The organism is Mycolicibacterium sediminis (assembly GCF_010731735.1).
Lineage (GTDB): Bacteria > Actinomycetota > Actinomycetes > Mycobacteriales > Mycobacteriaceae > Mycobacterium > Mycobacterium sediminis.
The window spans coordinates 4,306,520-4,324,065 of the sequence record NZ_AP022588.1 but is presented as its reverse complement, the minus strand read 5'-3'; the positions used below and the strand labels follow the sequence as shown (position 1 = coordinate 4,324,065).

Genomic DNA, 17,546 nt, shown 5'->3' with positions numbered 1-17,546 from the left:
ACGTAAGTGTGCAGTCCGACCCGGCGTGTCGTGCACGTTTGCGTCTGCTCGGCGGAGAAGCCAGCCCGCGGGAGCAGGAAACCTACTGCGCGGGGGTGGCGTCCGCCCGTGCGCGAGTGGCGGCGTGCGCTCCCGCGCGGCGGCCGAAGAACGAGCCCTCGCCGAGCTGGGTGCCGCTCGCGTACCCCTTGCCGTCCTGTGCGATGTTCGCCGCGCAGGCGCCCGCGGCGTACAGGCCGGGCACCACACTGCCGTCGCTGCGCTTCACCTCGCCGTCGACGGAGACCGTCAACCCGCCCATCGTGAAGCCGGAGTACATGGCCACCCCCAGCGAAAGGTCGAAGGCAGCCCACGGTCCGGTGTCCTGTGCCGCAACGTAATCCGGCTGCTTGTGGAAGTCGGGGTCCTCGCCGGCGGCGGCATGGGCGTTGTACCTGTCGAGCGTCTCGGCGAGGCTGCCCTCGGGCAGGCCGAGCGCCGTCTCCATCTCGGCGATGGTCTCCCAGCCGTCGATGAACTTGATCAGCGGCATGTCGGGCATCTGCATGTGGGCCTCGTCGACGACGAGGTACGCCTGCTGGTCGGGCTGCTCGAGGACGAACGCCGACGTCCGCGAATGATAGGAGTCCTCGGCGACGAAGCGGTTGCCCCGGTTGTTGACGATCACCCCGGTCAGCAGGACCTCCGGCGGGTACGCCGCGGCGGTGATGAACAACCCGTCGAGGTTCTTCGCCTCGCCACCGGCCGAGACGCCCAGCCGGATGCCGAGGCCGTCGTCGTGCGGGTTGCCCAGGATGTAGGGCTCGACCTCGCCGTGGTGCTTGGTCTTCCGCTTCTGACCCAGGGCGGGCGTGTGCTCGGCCACCATGTCCGGGTTCATCGCGAAGCCGCCCGCCGCGATGACGACGGACCCGGCGCGGATCGACCCCGTCTCGCCGAACCTCTTCCAGCGCACGCCCACCACTGCGCCGGTGTCGTCGGTGATCAGGTGGGTGACGCCTGTCTCGTACCGGGTCTCGACGCCCAGTTCGGCGGCGCGCGCGACCAGTAGCTGGATGACCATGTCGGCACCGCCGAGTTCGCCAGGCACCGGCACGGAGTGTCCGCGCGGTGCCGGAGCGGCCTGTTCGGAGAACGGCCACACCTTCTCGTTGCCGGTGTAGGACAGTCCCTCGGTGCCGGGCGGGACGACGACCTTGCCCTTCCAGTACGTGCGCTCGAACTGGAACCCGAGCCCCTCCAGCCAGTCGAAGTGCTCGACGCTCTGGTCGCAGTACAGGCGGATCTTCTCGTGGTCGGGATCCTGGGCGACCGCGACGAGGTAGTCGTACATCGCGTCGGCGGTGTCGTCGTGCCCGGTCGCCCGCTGGACGGCGGTGCCACCACCGAGATAGAAGTGCCCACCCGCCATCGACGACGTGCCGCCCGCGGCGGCGGCGCGTTCCAGCACGAGGACGTTCGCGCCCGCCGCGGCCGCGCTGACGGCCGCGCAGCCGCCGGAGATGCCGAAGCCGATGACGATGACGTCGGGCCGGTCCTCGGACCAGTCCTCGACCGCGTCGACGTCGATGGTCGTCGGGATGTCAGTGCTCACAACTGCTCCTGCTTCACGTGGTCGAAGAACTTCTGGACGTCGGGTGGGATGTAGGCCAGTTCGATGCACGGGACGCCGGCGTCGGCGGCCGCGACGTAGGCGAACCGCATGCCGCCGGGCATGGTGCCGCGGCCGATGACGTCGATGCCGTCGCGTTCGGCGCCGACCACCATCGCCTCGAACGCCTCGGCATCCGGTGCGGCGAGGCAGACGTGGTGCAGGCCCGGGCCGGATGCGGCGAGGAAGTCGGAGTAGACCCCGCGCCCGGCGACCGGCTGGATGACCTCGAGCTGGGTGTCTCCCGCGTAGGAGAACGACACGTGCGCGGTGAAGTCGGCGGGCGCGCCGAGGTAGCTGCACGCCTCGGGCGCGAAGTGCACGTCGTTCATCCGCACCCACGAGCGAGCACCGAGCATGGCGCTGAGTGCGCCCTCGGTGACGTCCAGGTCATGGGTCACCCACGCAATCTGGACAGGTGTCTGATCGAGCATCACTGCCGAGGATATCGCCCAGCCGTTCCGCTGGCTAGAACGTGTTCTAGTTCGGTGTCGTCAGCCGGTCGCGGTCAGGAGGTCGATCAGGAGCCCGACTTGACCGTCGAACACCCGGCCGGCATCGCCGAACGTGTCCGCGCCGTATTGGCCGAACACCTCCAGGCTGATGGCACCGACCAGGCCGCCCCACAGCGTCAGACACTTCATCACCGCGGCGTCGTCGCCCGAGAAGCCGAATTCCGTGCGAATGCCGTCGAAGTCCGTCGCCGTCGATGCGGGAAGATCGATGGCGGACGGTGAGATGTCGCCGGCCGCAATGCCTTCGGCGATGGTCGCGAACAGCGACCCGACCACCCGGGTGCCCGGACCGACCGTCCGCTCCGACGGCGCGTGGTATCCGGGGACCGGGCTGCCGTACAGCAGTGCCCACCGGGCGGGATCGGCGACGGCCCAGGCGCGGGCGGCGCGAGCCTCGGCGGTCAACCGCGCGCGCCAGTCGGGGGCGCCGTCGCCGGCCTCGTCGACCGCGTCCGCGAGGTCGGTGTACGCGTCGATCAGCAGCAGGGTCAGTAGGTCGTCACGGCTGGCGACGTAGCGGTAGACCGCCGACGACACGAGGCCGAGGTCGCGCGCGATGGCCCGCAGGGACAGGCCTGCCGCACCGTGGGTCACGAGATGGGCGCGGCCCACCTCGACGATCTGGCGCTCGGTGCGCTCGCGCGCGTCCTGTCGCTTGCCCACGGACGGAGTCTGCCACATTCGAGAGCACCGCTCTTGCACTTCGTCGACAGACGTGCCAGGCTCGTAACGAGAGCAGTGCTCTCCAAAACCGAAGGAGCCACCATGCCCGACACCGTCAGGTACAACCGTCCCAATCGCGCCGCGCGGGCGTTCAACGAGGTACTCCGCTGGTTGGCGGAAGCCGGGATCAGCGTTGCCGGGTCGTGCGCGATCCGCGTTCGGGGACGGACGAGCGGTCAGATGCGCGGCGTCGTGGTGAACGTCCTCGAGGTCGACGGCCGGAGGTACCTGGTGTCGCCGCGGGGCAACACCCAGTGGGCCCGCAACGCCCGGGCGGCCGGCCAGATCGAGATGGGCTCCCGCCGGCGATCCCGCGTCGTCAACGTCACCGAACTCGCCGACGACGCGAAGCCCGCGATCATCGCGCCGTACGTCGACCGGTGGCACTGGGAGGTCAAGGGTCACGTGGCGGGGCTGACGCCCGAGTCGAGCGCGGCCGAGATCCGGGCGGCGGCGCCGTCGATCCCGGTGTTCGAGCTGACCTGAAACGGGACCGTCAGGAGCCGTCGCGCAGCAGCTTCGCGATGGTGTCCGCGGTGTCCTTGGTCATGTCGCCGGACAACTGGATCGACTGGCCGTCGATGGTGTCGGTGATGGACGGCGCGGCCAGCACCAGGCCATCACGCACGAACGCCACCTGCTTGCCCACGTTGGCCGTCGTGTACTTCGCGAACGCCGCGCTCGAGGGGCCGTCCATGACGATCTGGACGCCGTAGGTGTCCATCGTCGGCAACTTCAGCGCCTTGGCATTGGTCAGACCGATCACGATGGACACCGGCTCGAGTTGATAGTGCGCCTTGCGCGCGACGTCGCACGCAGCCTGCGGCTCGTTCGGCGGCAGCGGAGGCGGCGGCGGGTCGCACTGGCCGGGCTGCGCCTGGAACGCCTCGGTCACCATGCGGACCGCGAGCGGCTTGATCACCAGACGCGGTTCCGTGGCGGTGGGGGTCGCGGACGCCCTCGACGGCACGTCCGGCCGGTCGTTCTGCAGGAACGGCATCAACATGGTCGCGACGGTGGTGCCCACCAACGCGAGGATGCCCACCAACGCGAGGACCGCGATGGTGATCTTCCGGCGGGACCACCGGCTCGTTGACATCCCCACCTGCGCATCCTAAGAGCGCACGCGCGCAATTGGTTTCGCCGACACGCTACTCGGGCGCACCGGCCGAGGCCGCCGTCACGACGGACCCGCGGGCCTGCTGTTCGATCGTCGACCACGACACCGCCGCGGGCAGGGCACCCCAGGTGCTGTTGAACATGCCGACGATCACGGCACGACCGTCGTCCATCGGGACGTAGACGGGCCCGCCGGAGTCACCCCGTTGACTCACGACGCCATTGGTCATGGTGAACCAGCCGTTGTTGACCGACTCAATGGTGCCGCAGCTCTCGCCGGTGACGACGCCGAAGTGGCACACCCGCTGCCCCTGCGTGGGGGCCACGCCACCGTCGACGACCAGGGGCCGCCCACCGGGGAGCACGTTGTTGAGCGCAGCGTCCGGCGCGAACGAGATGGTCTCCCAGTCCGAGATCACGTGGTCGGTCGACACCGTGGCGCCGTTGGGGGTGTTGTCGGAGAACGCCGTCTGGCTGCCGACGAAGCCGCCGCCGCTGTTGGTCACCGCGCCGGATCCCCGGCAGTGCCCGGCGGTGTAGCCGGTGCGGGTCGCCACGTCGACGAAGCCGAGTGTGCAGAGGCTGGTGTCCTGTCGGATCTCCATGCCCGGGAACACCGGCGAACCGGGATCGGCGGCGGCCTGGGGGAGCGGCGCACACACGGCGGCGGTCACTGCTGCGGCGGCAAGTGTGAGAACTCGCAAACTCGGCTGACCCATCGCCGGCTCCGATCCGTGAGGTAGGGGGCATTACTACCCTACCCATACGCAAACGAGACCGAAGCGTTACATCGAAGCAGTAGGAAGTTCGCCTCTGCCGTATCAGGAATCGAAGCCGAGTCCTAGGGAGTCGAGGGTGCGCAGCAGGAGGTTGCGCCGTCCGGCCGAGTGGTCGGCGCGGTCCAGGGACCAGCGAGTGGCTTGAATGCCGATGGAGGCCAACGGTTCTGGCGGGAACGGCAGGGGCTTGCGCCGGACCATCTCCAGTTCGGTCCTGGCCGTCGGTGTCCCCGCCAGCAGGTCGAGACAGACGTCGGCGGCGAAGCGCGCCGCGCCGACGCCCAGGCCGGTGAACCCGTTGACGTAGGCCACCCGGCCCTCCCTCGCCAGACCCCAGTGCGCGCAGAACCTGGTGTTGGTGTCGATGGGCCCCGCCCAGCGATGACTGAACCGGACGTCGTCGAGTTGCGGGAAGGTGAGGAAGAAGTGCTCGGCCAACCTCCGGTAGGACTCGTCCCTGTCCTCGTAGGCGGAGTCCACCTTGCCGCCGAAGTTGTAGATCGCGTCGTATCCACCCCAGACTATGCGGTTGTCCATGGTGCGGCGGTAGTAGTGGAACTGGTTCGCGGCGTCGCCGATCCCCTGGTGATTGCGCCACCCCACCCGATCCATCTGGGCGTCGGTCAGCGGCTCGGTGGCGACGACGTAGTCGTAGACGGGAACGGTGTAGAGCCGGTTGCGCCGCAGCAGGCTGGTGTAGACGTTGGTAGCGAGGACGGCCTGCCGCGCGGTCACGACGGTGTCGGCGGCCTCGATGCGCACCGATCCGCCGTTGGTGTCGAGGGAACGGGCGTTGCTGTGCTCGAAGATCCGGACGCCGGCGTCGACGCACGCGCGGGCGAGTTCGAACGCCAGTTTCGCCGGATGGACGATGGCACACGTGTCGGGCTCGAACAGGCCGGCGCGGTAGGTCGGGGAGTCGATCTCGCCCCGCAGTTCCGCCTGGTCGAGGAACTTGCCGTCGCCCTCCTCGGCGGACGACTGGAGCCACGGCACCTGGTGGGGCTCGGTGGCGACCAGGAGCATGCCGCTGCGCTGCCACTCGACGTCGAGACCCAGTTCCGCGATCTCGGCCTGCATGCCGTCGAGGTTCTCCAGGCCCATCGCGGTGAGCGTGTCGAACTCCTCGGGCCACCGCGTGCGTCCGTTCTGGGCGCCGTGGGTGATGCTCGCCTCCACGAATCCGCCGTTGCGTCCCGAGGCCGCCCAGCCGATCCGGTTGGCCTCGAGCAGCACGACGCTGCGGCCGGGATCGCGGCGCGCGGCATGCAGTGCGGTCCACAGCCCGGCGTATCCGCCGCCCACCACGACAAGGTCGCAGGTGATCGGCGCGTCGAGTGCGGGATACGTCGGGCGGGGGACGTCGAGCCACACGGCCCCGGCGGCGCTGCCTGCCAGGGAGCGATCGACGAGACCGGGGTCGACATCGTCGTCGAAGACGGTTTTCACACCCCCAACCCTACTGGCACCTGCGAATCGGGGGTCGAAAAGGGGCTTAGGCGACGGAATCCGTCGTTCTAGTGGGTGGTGGCGGGTGCCGCGATGTCGGGCTGCACGGCCGCCGGCGGCGCCCATCCCGGCGGTCCGAACACGTAGCCCAGCCGATCCCGCCAGCGCGTGGCACGTCGGACGTCGCGGGCGATCGCCGCGTACTCGTGGGTCTGCAGCGTCCACACGTTGAAGGTGTCGACCTGCTTGGTCAGCCCGTAGTGCGGTCGGAACAGTTCGTCCTGGTAGGTGCCGAAGAGTCGGTCCCACAGGATGAAGATGCCGGCGTAGTTCTTGTCGAGATACTCCGCATCCATCCCGTGGTGCACCCGGTGGTGCGACGGAGTGTTGAAGACGAACTCGATCGGACGCCACATCAGCCCGATGCGCTCGGTGTGGACCCAGAACTGATAGATGAGGTTCACCGAGAAGCTCGCGAAGACCATCCACGGCGGTATGCCCAGCAGCGGCAATGGAATCCAGATCAGGATCTCGCCGCTGTTGTTCCACTTCTGGCGTAGCGCGGTGGCGAAGTTGAAGTACCGGCTGGAGTGGTGGGCCTGGTGGGTGGCCCAGATCAGCCGGACGCGGTGGGCGATGCGGTGGTAGGCGTAGAAGAGCAGGTCGACGCCGACGATGGCGAGCACCCACGTGTACCAGGCGGTCGACGACAGGTGCCAGGGCGCCACGTAGGCGAAGAGCGCGGCGTATCCGAGGAGCGCGACGAACTTCCAGAGCCCCGTCGTGGCGATCGACACCAGACCCATCGACAGGCTCGCGACCGCGTCGCGGCGCAGGTAGGCCCCCGACGGCGCGCGGTCGTCCTCGAGGTGGTCGAGCTTGCGGGCGGCGGTCCACTCGACGATCAGCAGCAACAGGAAGAAGGGGATCGCGAACAGCACCGGATCCCGCATCTGCGGCGGCAGCACGTCCAAGACGTCTCGTACCCGTGTCAGAGTGTCCACGCCGTCACCTCCCGGGGGCTGAGTTTAGCGGCCCGGAACTCAGCGGAAGCTCAGAACGTCCTCGCCCCAGGCCGTCCGGAGGAGTTCGTCGAGGTCGTGTCGAACGGCTTCGCGCTTGTCGATGACCAGCGTCGCGCGGTCCTCCGGCCGATACGGTCGCCACACCGGGTCGTCCTCCGAGCCCGACGGTTCTCCCGTGGCCGCGAAGCTGATCCAGCGTCGGCGGATGCGTTCGGACAGCGCCGTCCCGGCCTTGAGTCCGCCGAGCTTGAACGTCGGGTCCCGCGGACCCATCGTGAGATTGCCCCAGACGTAGGGCAGTTCGGTCGCGTGTGCCGCGCCGAGTCGGACCAGCCGCAACATCGGTGTCGCCCAGTCGAACCGGTAGAGGTAGACGGGAGCGACGGCGGCGTGGCCCTCGGCGAACCAGATCGACGGCATGCGGAAGCCGATGTCGCGTGCCACGCCCATCCCCGGTGTCTTGCCACGACCCCGGTAAGTCGATCCGAGCTGAGCCTCGGTGGGCAGCCGTAGGTCCGGCTGCTCGGCACCAAGCTGGTCGAACATCCGCTTGATCGCCTCGGGCGTGATCGGCATCAGCGGCGACTTCATGAACCGGAACAGCGCCGCCTCGTTCTTGTTGGTGCCGATGACGAGCGGCACCGGATGGGTCCGGCCCGCGCGGGCGGCGTCCACGGGATGCTCCGGAACCAGATCGCCGTCGACCGTCGGCGCGAAGCCCAGGGTGCCGGGTGTCTCGACGGGGACGTCGTCGAAGACCCGCTTGCTGGCCGCCAGCACGTCGGCCATGGGGAGGTCCGGAAGCCGGTCGACCTCGTCCTCGCCGATCCCCAGCGCGTCGAGGAACCGGCGGCCCACGGTACGGCCGCGCGCCGCGTCGTAGATGGACGTGACCGGGGAACTCTGCGCGATGGCGCCGTGGAACAGTCCGGCGGCCGCGGGACTCGCGAGCAGTGTCGTCACCGCACCACCGCCCGCGGATTCGCCGAACAGCGTGACGCGGCCGGGGTCTCCCCCGAACGCCGCGACGTTGTCCCGCACCCACTCGAGCGCGAACACCACGTCCCGCAGGCCGAGGTTGGTCTCGAACGTGGTCTCGGGCGTGCTGAACGCCGACAGGTCGAGGAATCCGAGGGCGCCCAGCCGGAAGTTCACGGTCACGACGATCACCTCGCCGCCCCGCGCGAGAGCGCCGCCGTGATACAGCGATTGGGCCGCGGACCCCAGGATGTACGCCCCGCCGTGCACCCACACCAGCACGGGCTTGGCGTCGCCCGGTCGGGTGTCCGACGACGCCCACACGTTGAGCGTCAGGCAGTCGTCGCCCTGTGGCGCACCGAGATCCAGCGGGATGCGGGGATCGGTGGGTTGCGGGCAGGCCGGGCCCACCTTGGTCGCATCGGCGGGCTCGGTCCAGGGTTCCGGTGGCCGGGGCGACCGCCAGCGCAGGGCGCCGACCGGAGGGGTCGCGTACCTGACGCCCTTCCAGACCTTGACCGTGCCGTCGTCGACGCCGCGCACCGGTCCGTACGCGGTGTCGACGACCGGGCCGCCCGTCACCGATTGCGACCCAGCGACGCCTCACGCTCATCCGGCGAGAAGCCCGGCGCGGCGAGCCCGGCGCGGCTGCGCCGCTGGCGCGAGACGTAGGCAGTGGTCGCGCTCATCGCCGACGCCACGCCCTCGTCGTTCGCCCCGTAGGTCATCGAGCGGGCCTGATCGAAGCCCATCTTCGAGGCGACGGCGACCGCGTCCATGTTCGCGCCGAGGAAGACGAAGTACCAGGAGTACTCCTTCTCCTGCCGCTTGATGGCGGCGCTGATCGCGTCGTGGGTCCACTCGACGCTCGAGTTCTCCATGCCGTCGGTCATGACGACCACGATCACGTGGCCGGGCCGCACGTCCTCGGGGCGGGCGGCGAGTTCGGCGCCCACGTCGGTGATCAGCTTGCCGAGCGCGTCGTACAGCGCCGTGCCGCCCCGGGGCTGCAGTTCGAGCGGCGGGACGTCGGCGATGGGCCGGTTCTGGTAGACGACGTCGTAGTGCGTGTCGAACTGCGCGAGCGTCACCAAGGCCTCCCCCGGTTCCTTGCGCTGCTCGGCGATGAAGGCGTTGAAGCCTCCCTCGGTGTCGGTCCTGATGGACTCCATGGACCCGGAGCGGTCGAGTAGAACGGCGACGAGGGTGCGCTGGGGATCGGTCATGTGGACTCCTTCGCAAGGCCGGAACGGGGTGCCGTTCACTGTGGTCCAGGTTACCCGTCGGCACTGACAACCCCGCTGAACAGCGGGTTCGCCGGGAGCGGCCGGGCAAACACCTGACGGCCGACGGCGATGCGTGCCGACCCGTCACCTCGACCGGGGACTAGGTTGGGGCGGTGCGGAAGTGGGTGCTGTTGGCTGCGGCCATCGTCAGTGAGGTCGCCGCGACCCTGTCCCTGCGCGCCTCCCAGGAGCAGAGCGCGTGGCTGGTCGTGGTGGTCGTCGGCTACCTCGCGTCCTTCGCCTTCCTGACCCTGGTCCTGCGCGCGGGCATCGCGATCGGCGTCGCGTACGGGATCTGGGGCGCCGCCGGGACGGCGGCCACAGCCGTCCTCGCCGCGCTCGTGTTCGGCGAGGCGTTCACGTGGGTGATCGCCGCAGGCATCGGGCTGATCATCGTGGGCGTTCTCTTCGTCGAACTGGGTTCGCACCCGGCGACGGAGGAGTCGGCGCCGTGACGTGGGTCGTGCTGTTCTGCGCCATCGGCATCGAGGTGTGCGCCACGCTGGCGCTGCGCGCGTCGGACGGCTTCCGCAGGAAGGTCTGGATCGCACCGGTCGTGCTCGGCTACCTGGCATCCTTCTACCTGCTGTGGCTGACGCTGTCGCTCGGCTTGCCGGTGGGCATCGCCTACGGCGTGTGGACGGCCTGCGGCGTCGCACTCGTCGCGGTCGTCGCGCGCTACCTCTTCGGCGACCCACTGACGGTGAAGATGCTCGTCGGCATCGGGTTCATCGTGGCGGGCGTCCTCGTCATCGAACTGGCGAGCGCCGCCCACTGAGGGCCCCGGAGGCCGCGACGACGACGAGGCCGACCACGGGCACGATGAGCAGCGCCGCCCGCAGGCTGGTGGCGTCGGAGAGCGCGCCGACCAGTGGCGGCGCACCGACGAAGCCCACCCGCATCAACCACGCGACCACGGTGAGCCCGCTCCCGGGGCGCAGTCCGGGTAGCCGGTCGGCGCCGTGCATCGCCGCGGGGATGACGGTGGCGATCCCGATGCCGGCCGCGGCGAACCCGGCGATCGTCGACGGCACGCTGGGGAACAGCAGCGCCGCGCCCATCCCGATCGTCACGATCAGGCCGCCCGCACGGGCGACGGCACGCTCGCCGAAGCGGTCGACCACCCGGTCCCCCACCATCCGGCCCACGAACTGGAACGACAGCAGCGCGATGTAGCCCAGCACGGCGACGGCGCCCGCCGCGCCGAGGTCGTCCCGTAGGTAGAGCGTCGCCCACGAACTGCCGGCGTCCTCGACCACCGCGCCCGCCATGGCGAGCAGCACCAGCAGCACCAGGATCCCGTAGACCCGCCGCCCTGCCCCGCCGGCCCGAGCGGCGGCGGCCGTCTCCTCCCCGTCGGCGTCGGAGCCCTTCAGCAGAAATCGGTAGCCGACCGCGGCGACCGCGGTGAACAGCACCGCGGTCACGGCGAGGTGTATCTCGCGCGGCACGGCCAGCGCGATCGCGGCGGCCGCCATCGCGCTGCCCAGCACCGCGCCGATCGACCAGATGGCGTGCAGCGAGTTGATGATCGATCGGCCGTAGCTGCGCTGCACCCGCAGTCCCTGCGTGTTCTGCGCGACGTCGGTGATGGCGTCGCAGGCCCCGCCGAGGAACAGCGCGACGGCCACCAGCACCGCAGACGGCGAAACCGCCGCGACCGCCGTCATCACCGCGATTCCCGCGGTGCCCGCGAGCGCCATCCGCGCCGAGGTGAACCTGCGGATCAACGCACCGGCGGTGAGCCCGGCCGCGAGCGCACCGGCCGGGAACGCAGCGACGACGATGCCGTAGGTCGTGTTCGACAGCGCGAGGTCGGTCTTGATCTCGGGTAGGCGCGGCGCGAGGTTGGCGAACAGTGCGCCGTTGGTGAGGAACTGGGCGGCGGTGGCCATCCTGGCCCGACGGGTCATCCTGTCCTGCGTCGCGTCCATCCCGTCGCCGGCCACGTCCGCCGACGATACTGGGGAGGTGACGAATCAGTTCGCCCCGGCCGACGACGACCTGCTCAGCCTCTTCCCGCCGGGTTCGCGGCTCGCCGACGACGGCACGCTGGTCGTGGGCGGGTGCCGCCTCGACGACGTCGCCGAGGAGTTCGGCACCCCCGTCATCGTCGTCGCCGAGGACGCACTGGAGCAGCGGGCTCGGGACTACCTCGGCGCCTTCCGTGGCCGCTGGCCGCGCGCCGACGTGGCCTTCGCGTCGAAGTCGTTCCCCTGCACCGCCGTTCAGCGGGTGATGGTGGGCCAGGGGCTGCACCTCGACGTGGCCGGCGCCGGAGAGGTGCTCAGCGCGCTGAAGGCGGGGGCCGATCCGGGCCGGCTGATCCTGCACGGCAACGCCAAGACCGACGAGGAGATCGCCCTGGCCGTCGAGGTCGGGGTGGGTCTGGTCGTGGTGGACAACTTCGACGACGTCGACCGGCTGGAACGCACCGCCACCGCCGACCGACCGCAGAGCTGTCTGGTCCGCGTCATCCCCGGGGTCGAGGCGAGCACGCATTCCTCGCAGGCCACCGGCCACGCCGGCTCGAAGTTCGGCCTGTCGCCGGCGCAGGCCCGCCGGGCGATCGACCGGATCGAGCGCAGCCCCGTACTGCGCATGGCCGGAGTGCACACGCACGTCGGGTCTCAGCTGCTCGACGTGGACGAGCTGGCGGCGGCGGTCCGCCCGATCGCCGAACTCGGCGAGTTCGACACCTACGACCTGGGCGGCGGGCTCGGCGTGCGCTACACCTACGGCGAGCAGGCTCCCGACCTCGATGCCTACGCCGACGCCATGATCACGCAGGCGCGCGAGCTGCTCCCGGCGGGCTGTCGCATCATCGTCGAACCGGGTCGCAGCATCGTCGGCTCGGCGGCGTGCACCGTGTACCGCGTGACGACCGTCAAGCGCGACGTCATGACCCACGTCGCGGTCGACGGCGGCATGGGAGACAACCTGGAGGTGTCGCTGACCGGCCAACGCTTCGAGGCGGCCATCGTCAACCGGGTCCGCCCGGCCGGCGAGACCGTCTCGGTGGTGGGCAGGCACTGCGAGTCCGGCGATCAGCTCATCGACGGCATCGCGCTGCCGGACCCCGCGGTCGGAGACCTGCTCGCCGTCCCCGTGACCGGGGCGTACGTCTACACGATGTCCAACCAGTACAACGGCGCGCGGCGCGTCCCGGTGGTGTTCGTCCGCGACGGCGTCGCCCGGCTGGTGGTCCGCCGCGACACCTGGGAGGACCTGCTGTCCCGCGACGTCGAGCCCTAGGCTCGGACTCCAGACGACGCCTCCGTGGCGATGAACCGGCAAGATCATCTCCCATGAGCGAGCTGCCCCCGGCATTGGTGGAACTGGCGAACCGGTACGGCGTGGCCACCCACTTCGACGACTGGGTCGGACGGCGGTGCGTGGTCCGGCAGTCCACCCTCGTCGCGGTGCTCGGGGCGCTCGGCGTTTCGGCGGCCGACGAGGACGAGTGCACGGCGTCGCTGGCAGCGCACGACCGTGCGCACTGGCTGCGGTGCGTGGCACCCACGATCGTCACCCGATCCGATCGGACGTCGTCGTTCTGGGTGCACGTCGATCACGGCGCCGCGGTGGGCGTGTGGATCCGGCTGGAGGACGGGTCCGTGCGCACGGGGCTGCGGCAGCTGGTGAACGACACGCCGCCCTACGACCTCGACGGGCGGGCGATCGGCGAGGCCACGTTCGAGCTGCCCGCCGACCTGCCGCTCGGCTACCACCGGCTGCACGTGCGTGCCGGGGACCGGGAGGAGGCCGCCACGCTCGTCGTCACGCCCTCGACGGTGCGTATGCCGCCGCGCCTGGGCGCAGGCCGGGCGTGGGGACTGGCCACCCAGCTCTACAGCGTCCGGTCCGAGAGGTCCTGGGGCATCGGCGATCTCACCGACCTGACCGACCTGGCCACGTGGTCCGCCGGGGTGCACGGCGCGGGCTTCGTCCTGGTGAACCCGCTGCACGCCGCCGCGCCGACGGCACCGATGGAACCGTCGCCGTACCTGCCGACGTCCCGCCGCTTCGTCAACCCCATCTATCTGCGCGTCGAGGCGATCCCGGAGTACGCCTACGCCCGCAACCGCGGCAAGTTCCAGAAGTCCCGCATGGCCACCCAGGCCCGCGCGGCGGCCCGCGACCTGATCGACCGTGACACGACCTGGAAGAGCAAACGACGCGCGCTGGCCAACGTGCACCGGGTTCCGCGTTCGGCAGGTCGCGAGCTCGCCTTCGCGGCGTACCGCGACCGCGCCGGCAGCAGCCTCGCCGACTTCGCGACCTGGTGTGCGCTCGCCGAGCGGCACGGCAACGACTGGCACCGCTGGCCGGAGGCGCTGCGGCACCCGTCGAACCCGGCCGTGGCGGACTTCGCGGCCGCACACGCCGACGTCGTGGACTTCCATTGCTGGCTGCAGTGGCAACTCGACGACCAACTGACCGCCGCGCAGGCCACCGCCCTGCAGGCCGGGATGGCGCTAGGTGTCATGCACGACCTCGCCGTCGGCGTCGACCCGAACGGCGCCGACGCGTGGGCGCTGCAGGACGTCCTCGCCCTCGGAGTGGCCGCCGGCGCCCCGCCCGACGAGTACAACCAGCTCGGCCAGGACTGGTCGCAACCCCCGTGGCGGCCGGACCGGCTCGTCGAGACGTCCTACGAACCGTTCCGCGCGGTGGTGGGCGCCGTCCTCCGCCACGCGGGCGGGGTGCGCATCGACCACGTGATCGGCCTGTTCCGGCTCTGGTGGATCCCGCGCGGCGTGCCGCCCACCGAGGGCACCTACGTGCGCTACGACCACGAGGCGATGATCGGCATCGTCGCGCTCGAGGCGCACCGCGCGGGGGCCGTCGTCGTCGGCGAGGACCTCGGCACCGTCGAACCCTGGGTGCGGGACTACCTCCGCGAGCGCGGCCTGCTCGGGACCTCGATCCTCTGGTTCGAGGAGGACGGTGACGGCTCGCCGCTGCCCGCGGACCGCTGGCGGGAGTACTGCCTCTCCTCGGTCACCACCCACGACCTGCCGCCCACCGCCGGGTACCTGGCGGGCGAGCACGTCCGCATCCGCCGCGAGCTCGGCCTGCTGACCCGCCCGGCCGAGGAGGAACTCGCCGACGACCGGGTCGAGCAGGCGGCGTGGCTGGCCGAACTCCGCCGGACCGGCCTGCTCGACGCGTCGGAGGCACCGTCGGTGGACGACGTCGTGCGCGCGCTGTACGCCTACCTCGGGCGGACCCCGTCACGGCTGTTGGCGCTGGCGCTGCCCGACGCAGTCGGGGACGTCCGTGCCCAGAACCAGCCGGGGACGGTGGACGAGTATCCGAACTGGCGGGTTCCGCTGGCCGGGCCGGACGGCCGGGCGATGCTGCTGGAGGACCTGTTCGCCGACGCCCGCGCTGCGGTTCTGGCGCACGTGATGCACGATCAGGTAACGGCTGCGGGTGAATGACCGAAGTTCCCGTTGGGACTCGACTGCGATAGGTTCGCAGCGCACCGCGATACCTGGAGGTCACGTGAAGAAACTCGCCGTCATGGGCGCAGGCGCCATCGCCGCCGCCACGGTAGCCCTGATCAGCCCCGGCGTCGCGGACTCCCAGCCCGCGAGCGCCGCGTCGCTCAACGTCGTCGGCGAACCCTTCGGAAAGGCCGTGGCGATCCTGCGCAGCCAGGGCGTCAAGGCGTTCTTCGGTGGCTCGGTGGGCAGCGACTACCCCCAGCAGGAGTGCATCGTCTCCCAGCAGAAGATCACCAAGAACAACCGCGTCCTGCTCAACGTCGACTGCACCGAGACCGCCGTGCTCAACGCCACGGACAACACGCCGGCTGGTGCCGGCGGCGGCGGTGGACCGCGCGTCGGCGGCAACGGCGTCACGACCGTGACGGCCACTCCGGTCGGCCCGCAACCCGGGATGCCCTGACGCCGGACACGGCGTTACCCGCTACCCGCGGTCTCAAGTAGCGCCGTAGACTTCTCGGATCCGCCCGTCCGACGAGGAGTCTTGTGAGAATGCTGCGTCCCCAGCGGTTCACCACCGAGATCGATCCCGGCCCCGTGCAGATCCAGGCCCGGCAGGTCGACTTCGACGTCACGGCCACCGAACTCGACTGGATTCCCGGTCACCCCGTGGCCTCCCACATGATCAGCCTGCTCAACATCGTGCTGCCCGCCGCCGAGCGCTGGTTCGTCGCCACCTACAACGAGGCACTGCCGCTGGTGAAGGACCCGAAGCTCGCCGAGGACATCCGCGGCTTCATCGGCCAGGAGGCGATGCACGCCGAGACGCACGACCGGGTGCTCCACGAGTTCATGGAGGCCAACGGCGTCGACGTCGCGCCCATGCTGGAACTCGTCGACTACATCTTCGAGAAGATGCTCGCGCCGACGGACTCCACCGACCCCAAGCGCAAGATGAACGACCTGTGCGACCGGCTGTGGATGATCGCGGCGATCGAGCACTACACCGCCGTGCTCGGGGACTTCTCGCTGAACTGCACGTGGGACGACCACGGCGCCGACCCCACCCTGGTTGACCTGTTCCGCTGGCACGGCAGTGAGGAGGTCGAGCACCGGATGGTGGCGCACGACGTCGCCGCCTACTTCCACGACAGCTACGTCGACCGCATCCGCGCGATGGCGATGGCCGTCGTGATGATGGTCGCGTTCTTCCAGCGAGGCACCTGGTACCTGGTCGAGAACGACCCGAAGGCGCGCATCGGGTGGTGGCGCACGCAGCGGGAGCGGATGCGCGACTCGAAGTTGGGCCTGCTGCCAAAGTACCGGGAGTTGTTCGGCTCCAACACCTTTGCGTACTTCCGACCTGGCTTCACGCCGGAGCGGATGGGCTCGACGGCGCAGGCGGTGGCCTACCTGGCCAGTTCGCCCGCGGCCCGGGCCGCACACCTCTGATGGGCCTGCGCGACCGGGTGCGTGAACTCCCGTCGGCGCCGGGTGGGCGGGGCCGGGCGTGGTCGATGGGTTTCGCCCACGCCGCCGTCCACGGACTCTTCGCGCTGTCCGGTGCCATCCGGAACATGGCTCCCCTGCCCGAGGTCGACCGGCGGATCCCGCTGATCGTGGCGGACCGCACGGTCGTCGCCCACGACCAGGACGTGATCGCCCTGCGGCTGACCGCACCCGACGGCGGGGAGCTGCCGCAGTGGCATCCGGGTTCACACATCGACGTCCACCTGCCCAGCGGCCGACTCCGGCAGTACTCGCTGTGCGGTGATCCTGCCGATCGACGGGCCTACCGGATCGCCGTGCGACGGATCCCGGCCGGCGGTGGAGGGTCGGTCGAGATCCACGACGAACTCTCCGTCGGCGCCCGTGTCACCACCAGCGGGCCGCGAAATGCATTCCCGCTCAGCGTGCCCGGCTACGGGTCGCCCGCCCAGCGGGTGCGGTTCGTCGCCGGCGGCATCGGCATCACGCCGATCCTGCCCATGCTCGCCGCGGCCGAAGCCCTCGGCGTCGACTGGTCGATGATCTACGTGGGGCGCAGCACCGACAGCCTGCCGTTCCTCGACGAGGTTGCCCGGTTCGGCGATCGCATCCAGATCCGCACCGACGACGACCACGGCGTGCCGACGGCCGCCGACCTCGTCGGTGACTGCCCGGACGGCACGACCATCTACGCCTGCGGGCCGGCCGCGCTGCTGACGAGCGTGCGTGCCCACGTGGCCGGCCGCGACGACGTCGAACTCCACTTCGAGCGGTTCGCCGCGCCACCGGTGGTGGACGGTCGTCCGTTCGCCGTGACGGTCCCGTCGATGGCCGCCCCGGTGGACGTGGCGGCCGACGAAACGCTGCTGTCCGCGCTGGTGCGGTCGGGCGTGCATGTGCCCTACTCCTGTCAGCAGGGCTTCTGCGGAACCTGCCGCACGCGTGTGCTGGCCGGCGGGGTCGACCACCGGGACACCCTGCTCACCGACCCCGAACGGGACGCAGGTCTGATGCTGGTCTGCGTGTCCAGGGCGTCCGATCGGGACGGTCTGATCCTGGACCTCTGACCGTCGGCGGCGG

General features: G+C 70.4%; 18 protein-coding genes. 8 read left to right on the top strand and 10 right to left on the bottom strand.

The window, feature by feature from the left end; all coding sequences use genetic code 11:
- Positions 1 to 82 precede the first annotated feature (82 nt).
- The 3 genes from G6N64_RS20665 to G6N64_RS20655 are packed head-to-tail and all read right to left on the bottom strand — an operon-like array spanning position 83 to position 2,829.
- A complete protein-coding gene (locus G6N64_RS20665) occupies positions 83 to 1,594 on the bottom strand; it encodes an FAD-binding protein (protein ID WP_163799306.1) in 1,512 nt (503 codons plus the stop codon).
- Positions 1,591 to 2,085 (bottom strand): VOC family protein, encoded by a 495-nt coding sequence (locus G6N64_RS20660; protein ID WP_163799304.1) that lies wholly within the window; start codon positions 2,083 to 2,085, stop codon positions 1,591 to 1,593. Before G6N64_RS20660 ends, G6N64_RS20665 begins: the two co-directional genes overlap by 4 nt.
- 60 nt (positions 2,086 to 2,145) lie before the next feature.
- Positions 2,146 to 2,829 (bottom strand): TetR/AcrR family transcriptional regulator, encoded by a 684-nt coding sequence (locus G6N64_RS20655; protein WP_163799302.1) that lies wholly within the window; start codon positions 2,827 to 2,829, stop codon positions 2,146 to 2,148.
- Between the two features lie 102 nt (positions 2,830 to 2,931).
- On the opposite strand from G6N64_RS20655, the gene G6N64_RS20650 reads away from it, so the two are divergent.
- A complete protein-coding gene (locus tag G6N64_RS20650) occupies positions 2,932 to 3,375 on the top strand; it encodes a PNPOx family protein (protein WP_163799300.1) in 444 nt (147 codons plus the stop codon).
- 10 nt (positions 3,376 to 3,385) lie between these two features.
- Here G6N64_RS20650 and G6N64_RS20645 read toward each other — a convergent pair whose 3' ends face one another.
- The 6 genes from G6N64_RS20645 to G6N64_RS20620 form a co-directional block, all read right to left on the bottom strand.
- Positions 3,386 to 3,988 carry a SecDF P1 head subdomain-containing protein gene (locus G6N64_RS20645; RefSeq protein WP_409370785.1) on the bottom strand — a complete coding sequence of 201 codons (603 nt, stop codon included), beginning with the start codon at positions 3,986 to 3,988 and terminating at the stop codon, positions 3,386 to 3,388.
- 52 nt (positions 3,989 to 4,040) lie between these two features.
- Positions 4,041 to 4,727, bottom strand: coding sequence for an Rv1815 family serine proteinase (locus tag G6N64_RS20640; RefSeq protein WP_163799296.1), 687 nt, complete (start codon positions 4,725 to 4,727; stop codon positions 4,041 to 4,043).
- Between the two features lie 102 nt (positions 4,728 to 4,829).
- Positions 4,830 to 6,236, bottom strand: a complete 1,407-nt coding sequence (locus G6N64_RS20635; protein ID WP_163799294.1) for an NAD(P)/FAD-dependent oxidoreductase — start codon at positions 6,234 to 6,236, stop codon at positions 4,830 to 4,832.
- 68 nt (positions 6,237 to 6,304) lie between these two features.
- On the bottom strand, positions 6,305 to 7,189 hold the full coding sequence (locus G6N64_RS20630; RefSeq protein ID WP_163801975.1) for a sterol desaturase family protein: 885 nt from the start codon (positions 7,187 to 7,189) through the stop codon (positions 6,305 to 6,307).
- Between the two features lie 90 nt (positions 7,190 to 7,279).
- Positions 7,280 to 8,821 (bottom strand): carboxylesterase/lipase family protein, encoded by a 1,542-nt coding sequence (locus G6N64_RS20625; RefSeq protein WP_163799291.1) that lies wholly within the window; start codon positions 8,819 to 8,821, stop codon positions 7,280 to 7,282.
- Positions 8,818 to 9,465, bottom strand: coding sequence for a vWA domain-containing protein (locus tag G6N64_RS20620; RefSeq protein ID WP_163799289.1), 648 nt, complete (start codon positions 9,463 to 9,465; stop codon positions 8,818 to 8,820). Before G6N64_RS20620 ends, G6N64_RS20625 begins: the two co-directional genes overlap by 4 nt.
- 173 nt (positions 9,466 to 9,638) lie before the next feature.
- On the opposite strand from G6N64_RS20620, the gene G6N64_RS20615 reads away from it, so the two are divergent.
- Both G6N64_RS20615 and G6N64_RS20610 read left to right on the top strand, forming a co-directional pair.
- Positions 9,639 to 9,980 carry a DMT family transporter gene (locus G6N64_RS20615; protein ID WP_163799288.1) on the top strand — a complete coding sequence of 114 codons (342 nt, stop codon included), beginning with the start codon at positions 9,639 to 9,641 and terminating at the stop codon, positions 9,978 to 9,980.
- Positions 9,977 to 10,303, top strand: coding sequence for a DMT family transporter (locus G6N64_RS20610; RefSeq protein ID WP_163799286.1), 327 nt, complete (start codon positions 9,977 to 9,979; stop codon positions 10,301 to 10,303). The genes G6N64_RS20615 and G6N64_RS20610 overlap by 4 nt, the downstream gene beginning before the upstream one ends.
- Here G6N64_RS20610 and G6N64_RS20605 read toward each other — a convergent pair.
- Complete coding sequence (locus tag G6N64_RS20605) at positions 10,275 to 11,459, bottom strand: MFS transporter (protein ID WP_163801974.1); 1,185 nt, start codon at positions 11,457 to 11,459, stop codon at positions 10,275 to 10,277. The two genes, G6N64_RS20610 and G6N64_RS20605, sit on opposite strands and share 29 nt — an antisense overlap.
- 37 nt (positions 11,460 to 11,496) lie before the next feature.
- Here G6N64_RS20605 and lysA point away from each other — a divergent pair, with 37 nt between their 5' ends.
- From lysA to G6N64_RS20580, 5 genes are all read left to right on the top strand, one after another.
- Entirely contained in the window at positions 11,497 to 12,780 is a 1,284-nt protein-coding gene (lysA, locus tag G6N64_RS20600) for a diaminopimelate decarboxylase (protein WP_163799284.1), read from the top strand.
- Between the two features lie 53 nt (positions 12,781 to 12,833).
- Positions 12,834 to 14,972: a 4-alpha-glucanotransferase gene (gene malQ / locus G6N64_RS20595; RefSeq protein ID WP_163799282.1), complete on the top strand. Its 2,139-nt coding sequence runs from the start codon at positions 12,834 to 12,836 to the stop codon at positions 14,970 to 14,972.
- 64 nt (positions 14,973 to 15,036) lie between these two features.
- Complete coding sequence (locus G6N64_RS20590) at positions 15,037 to 15,441, top strand: hypothetical protein (RefSeq protein ID WP_163799280.1); 405 nt, start codon at positions 15,037 to 15,039, stop codon at positions 15,439 to 15,441.
- An 89-nt stretch (positions 15,442 to 15,530) separates the two neighbouring features.
- Positions 15,531 to 16,430, top strand: coding sequence for a metal-dependent hydrolase (locus G6N64_RS20585; protein WP_163799278.1), 900 nt, complete (start codon positions 15,531 to 15,533; stop codon positions 16,428 to 16,430).
- Complete coding sequence (locus tag G6N64_RS20580; RefSeq protein ID WP_163799277.1) at positions 16,430 to 17,533, top strand: PDR/VanB family oxidoreductase; 1,104 nt, start codon at positions 16,430 to 16,432, stop codon at positions 17,531 to 17,533. The genes G6N64_RS20585 and G6N64_RS20580 overlap by 1 nt, the downstream gene beginning before the upstream one ends.
- Positions 17,534 to 17,546: the final 13 nt, after the last annotated feature.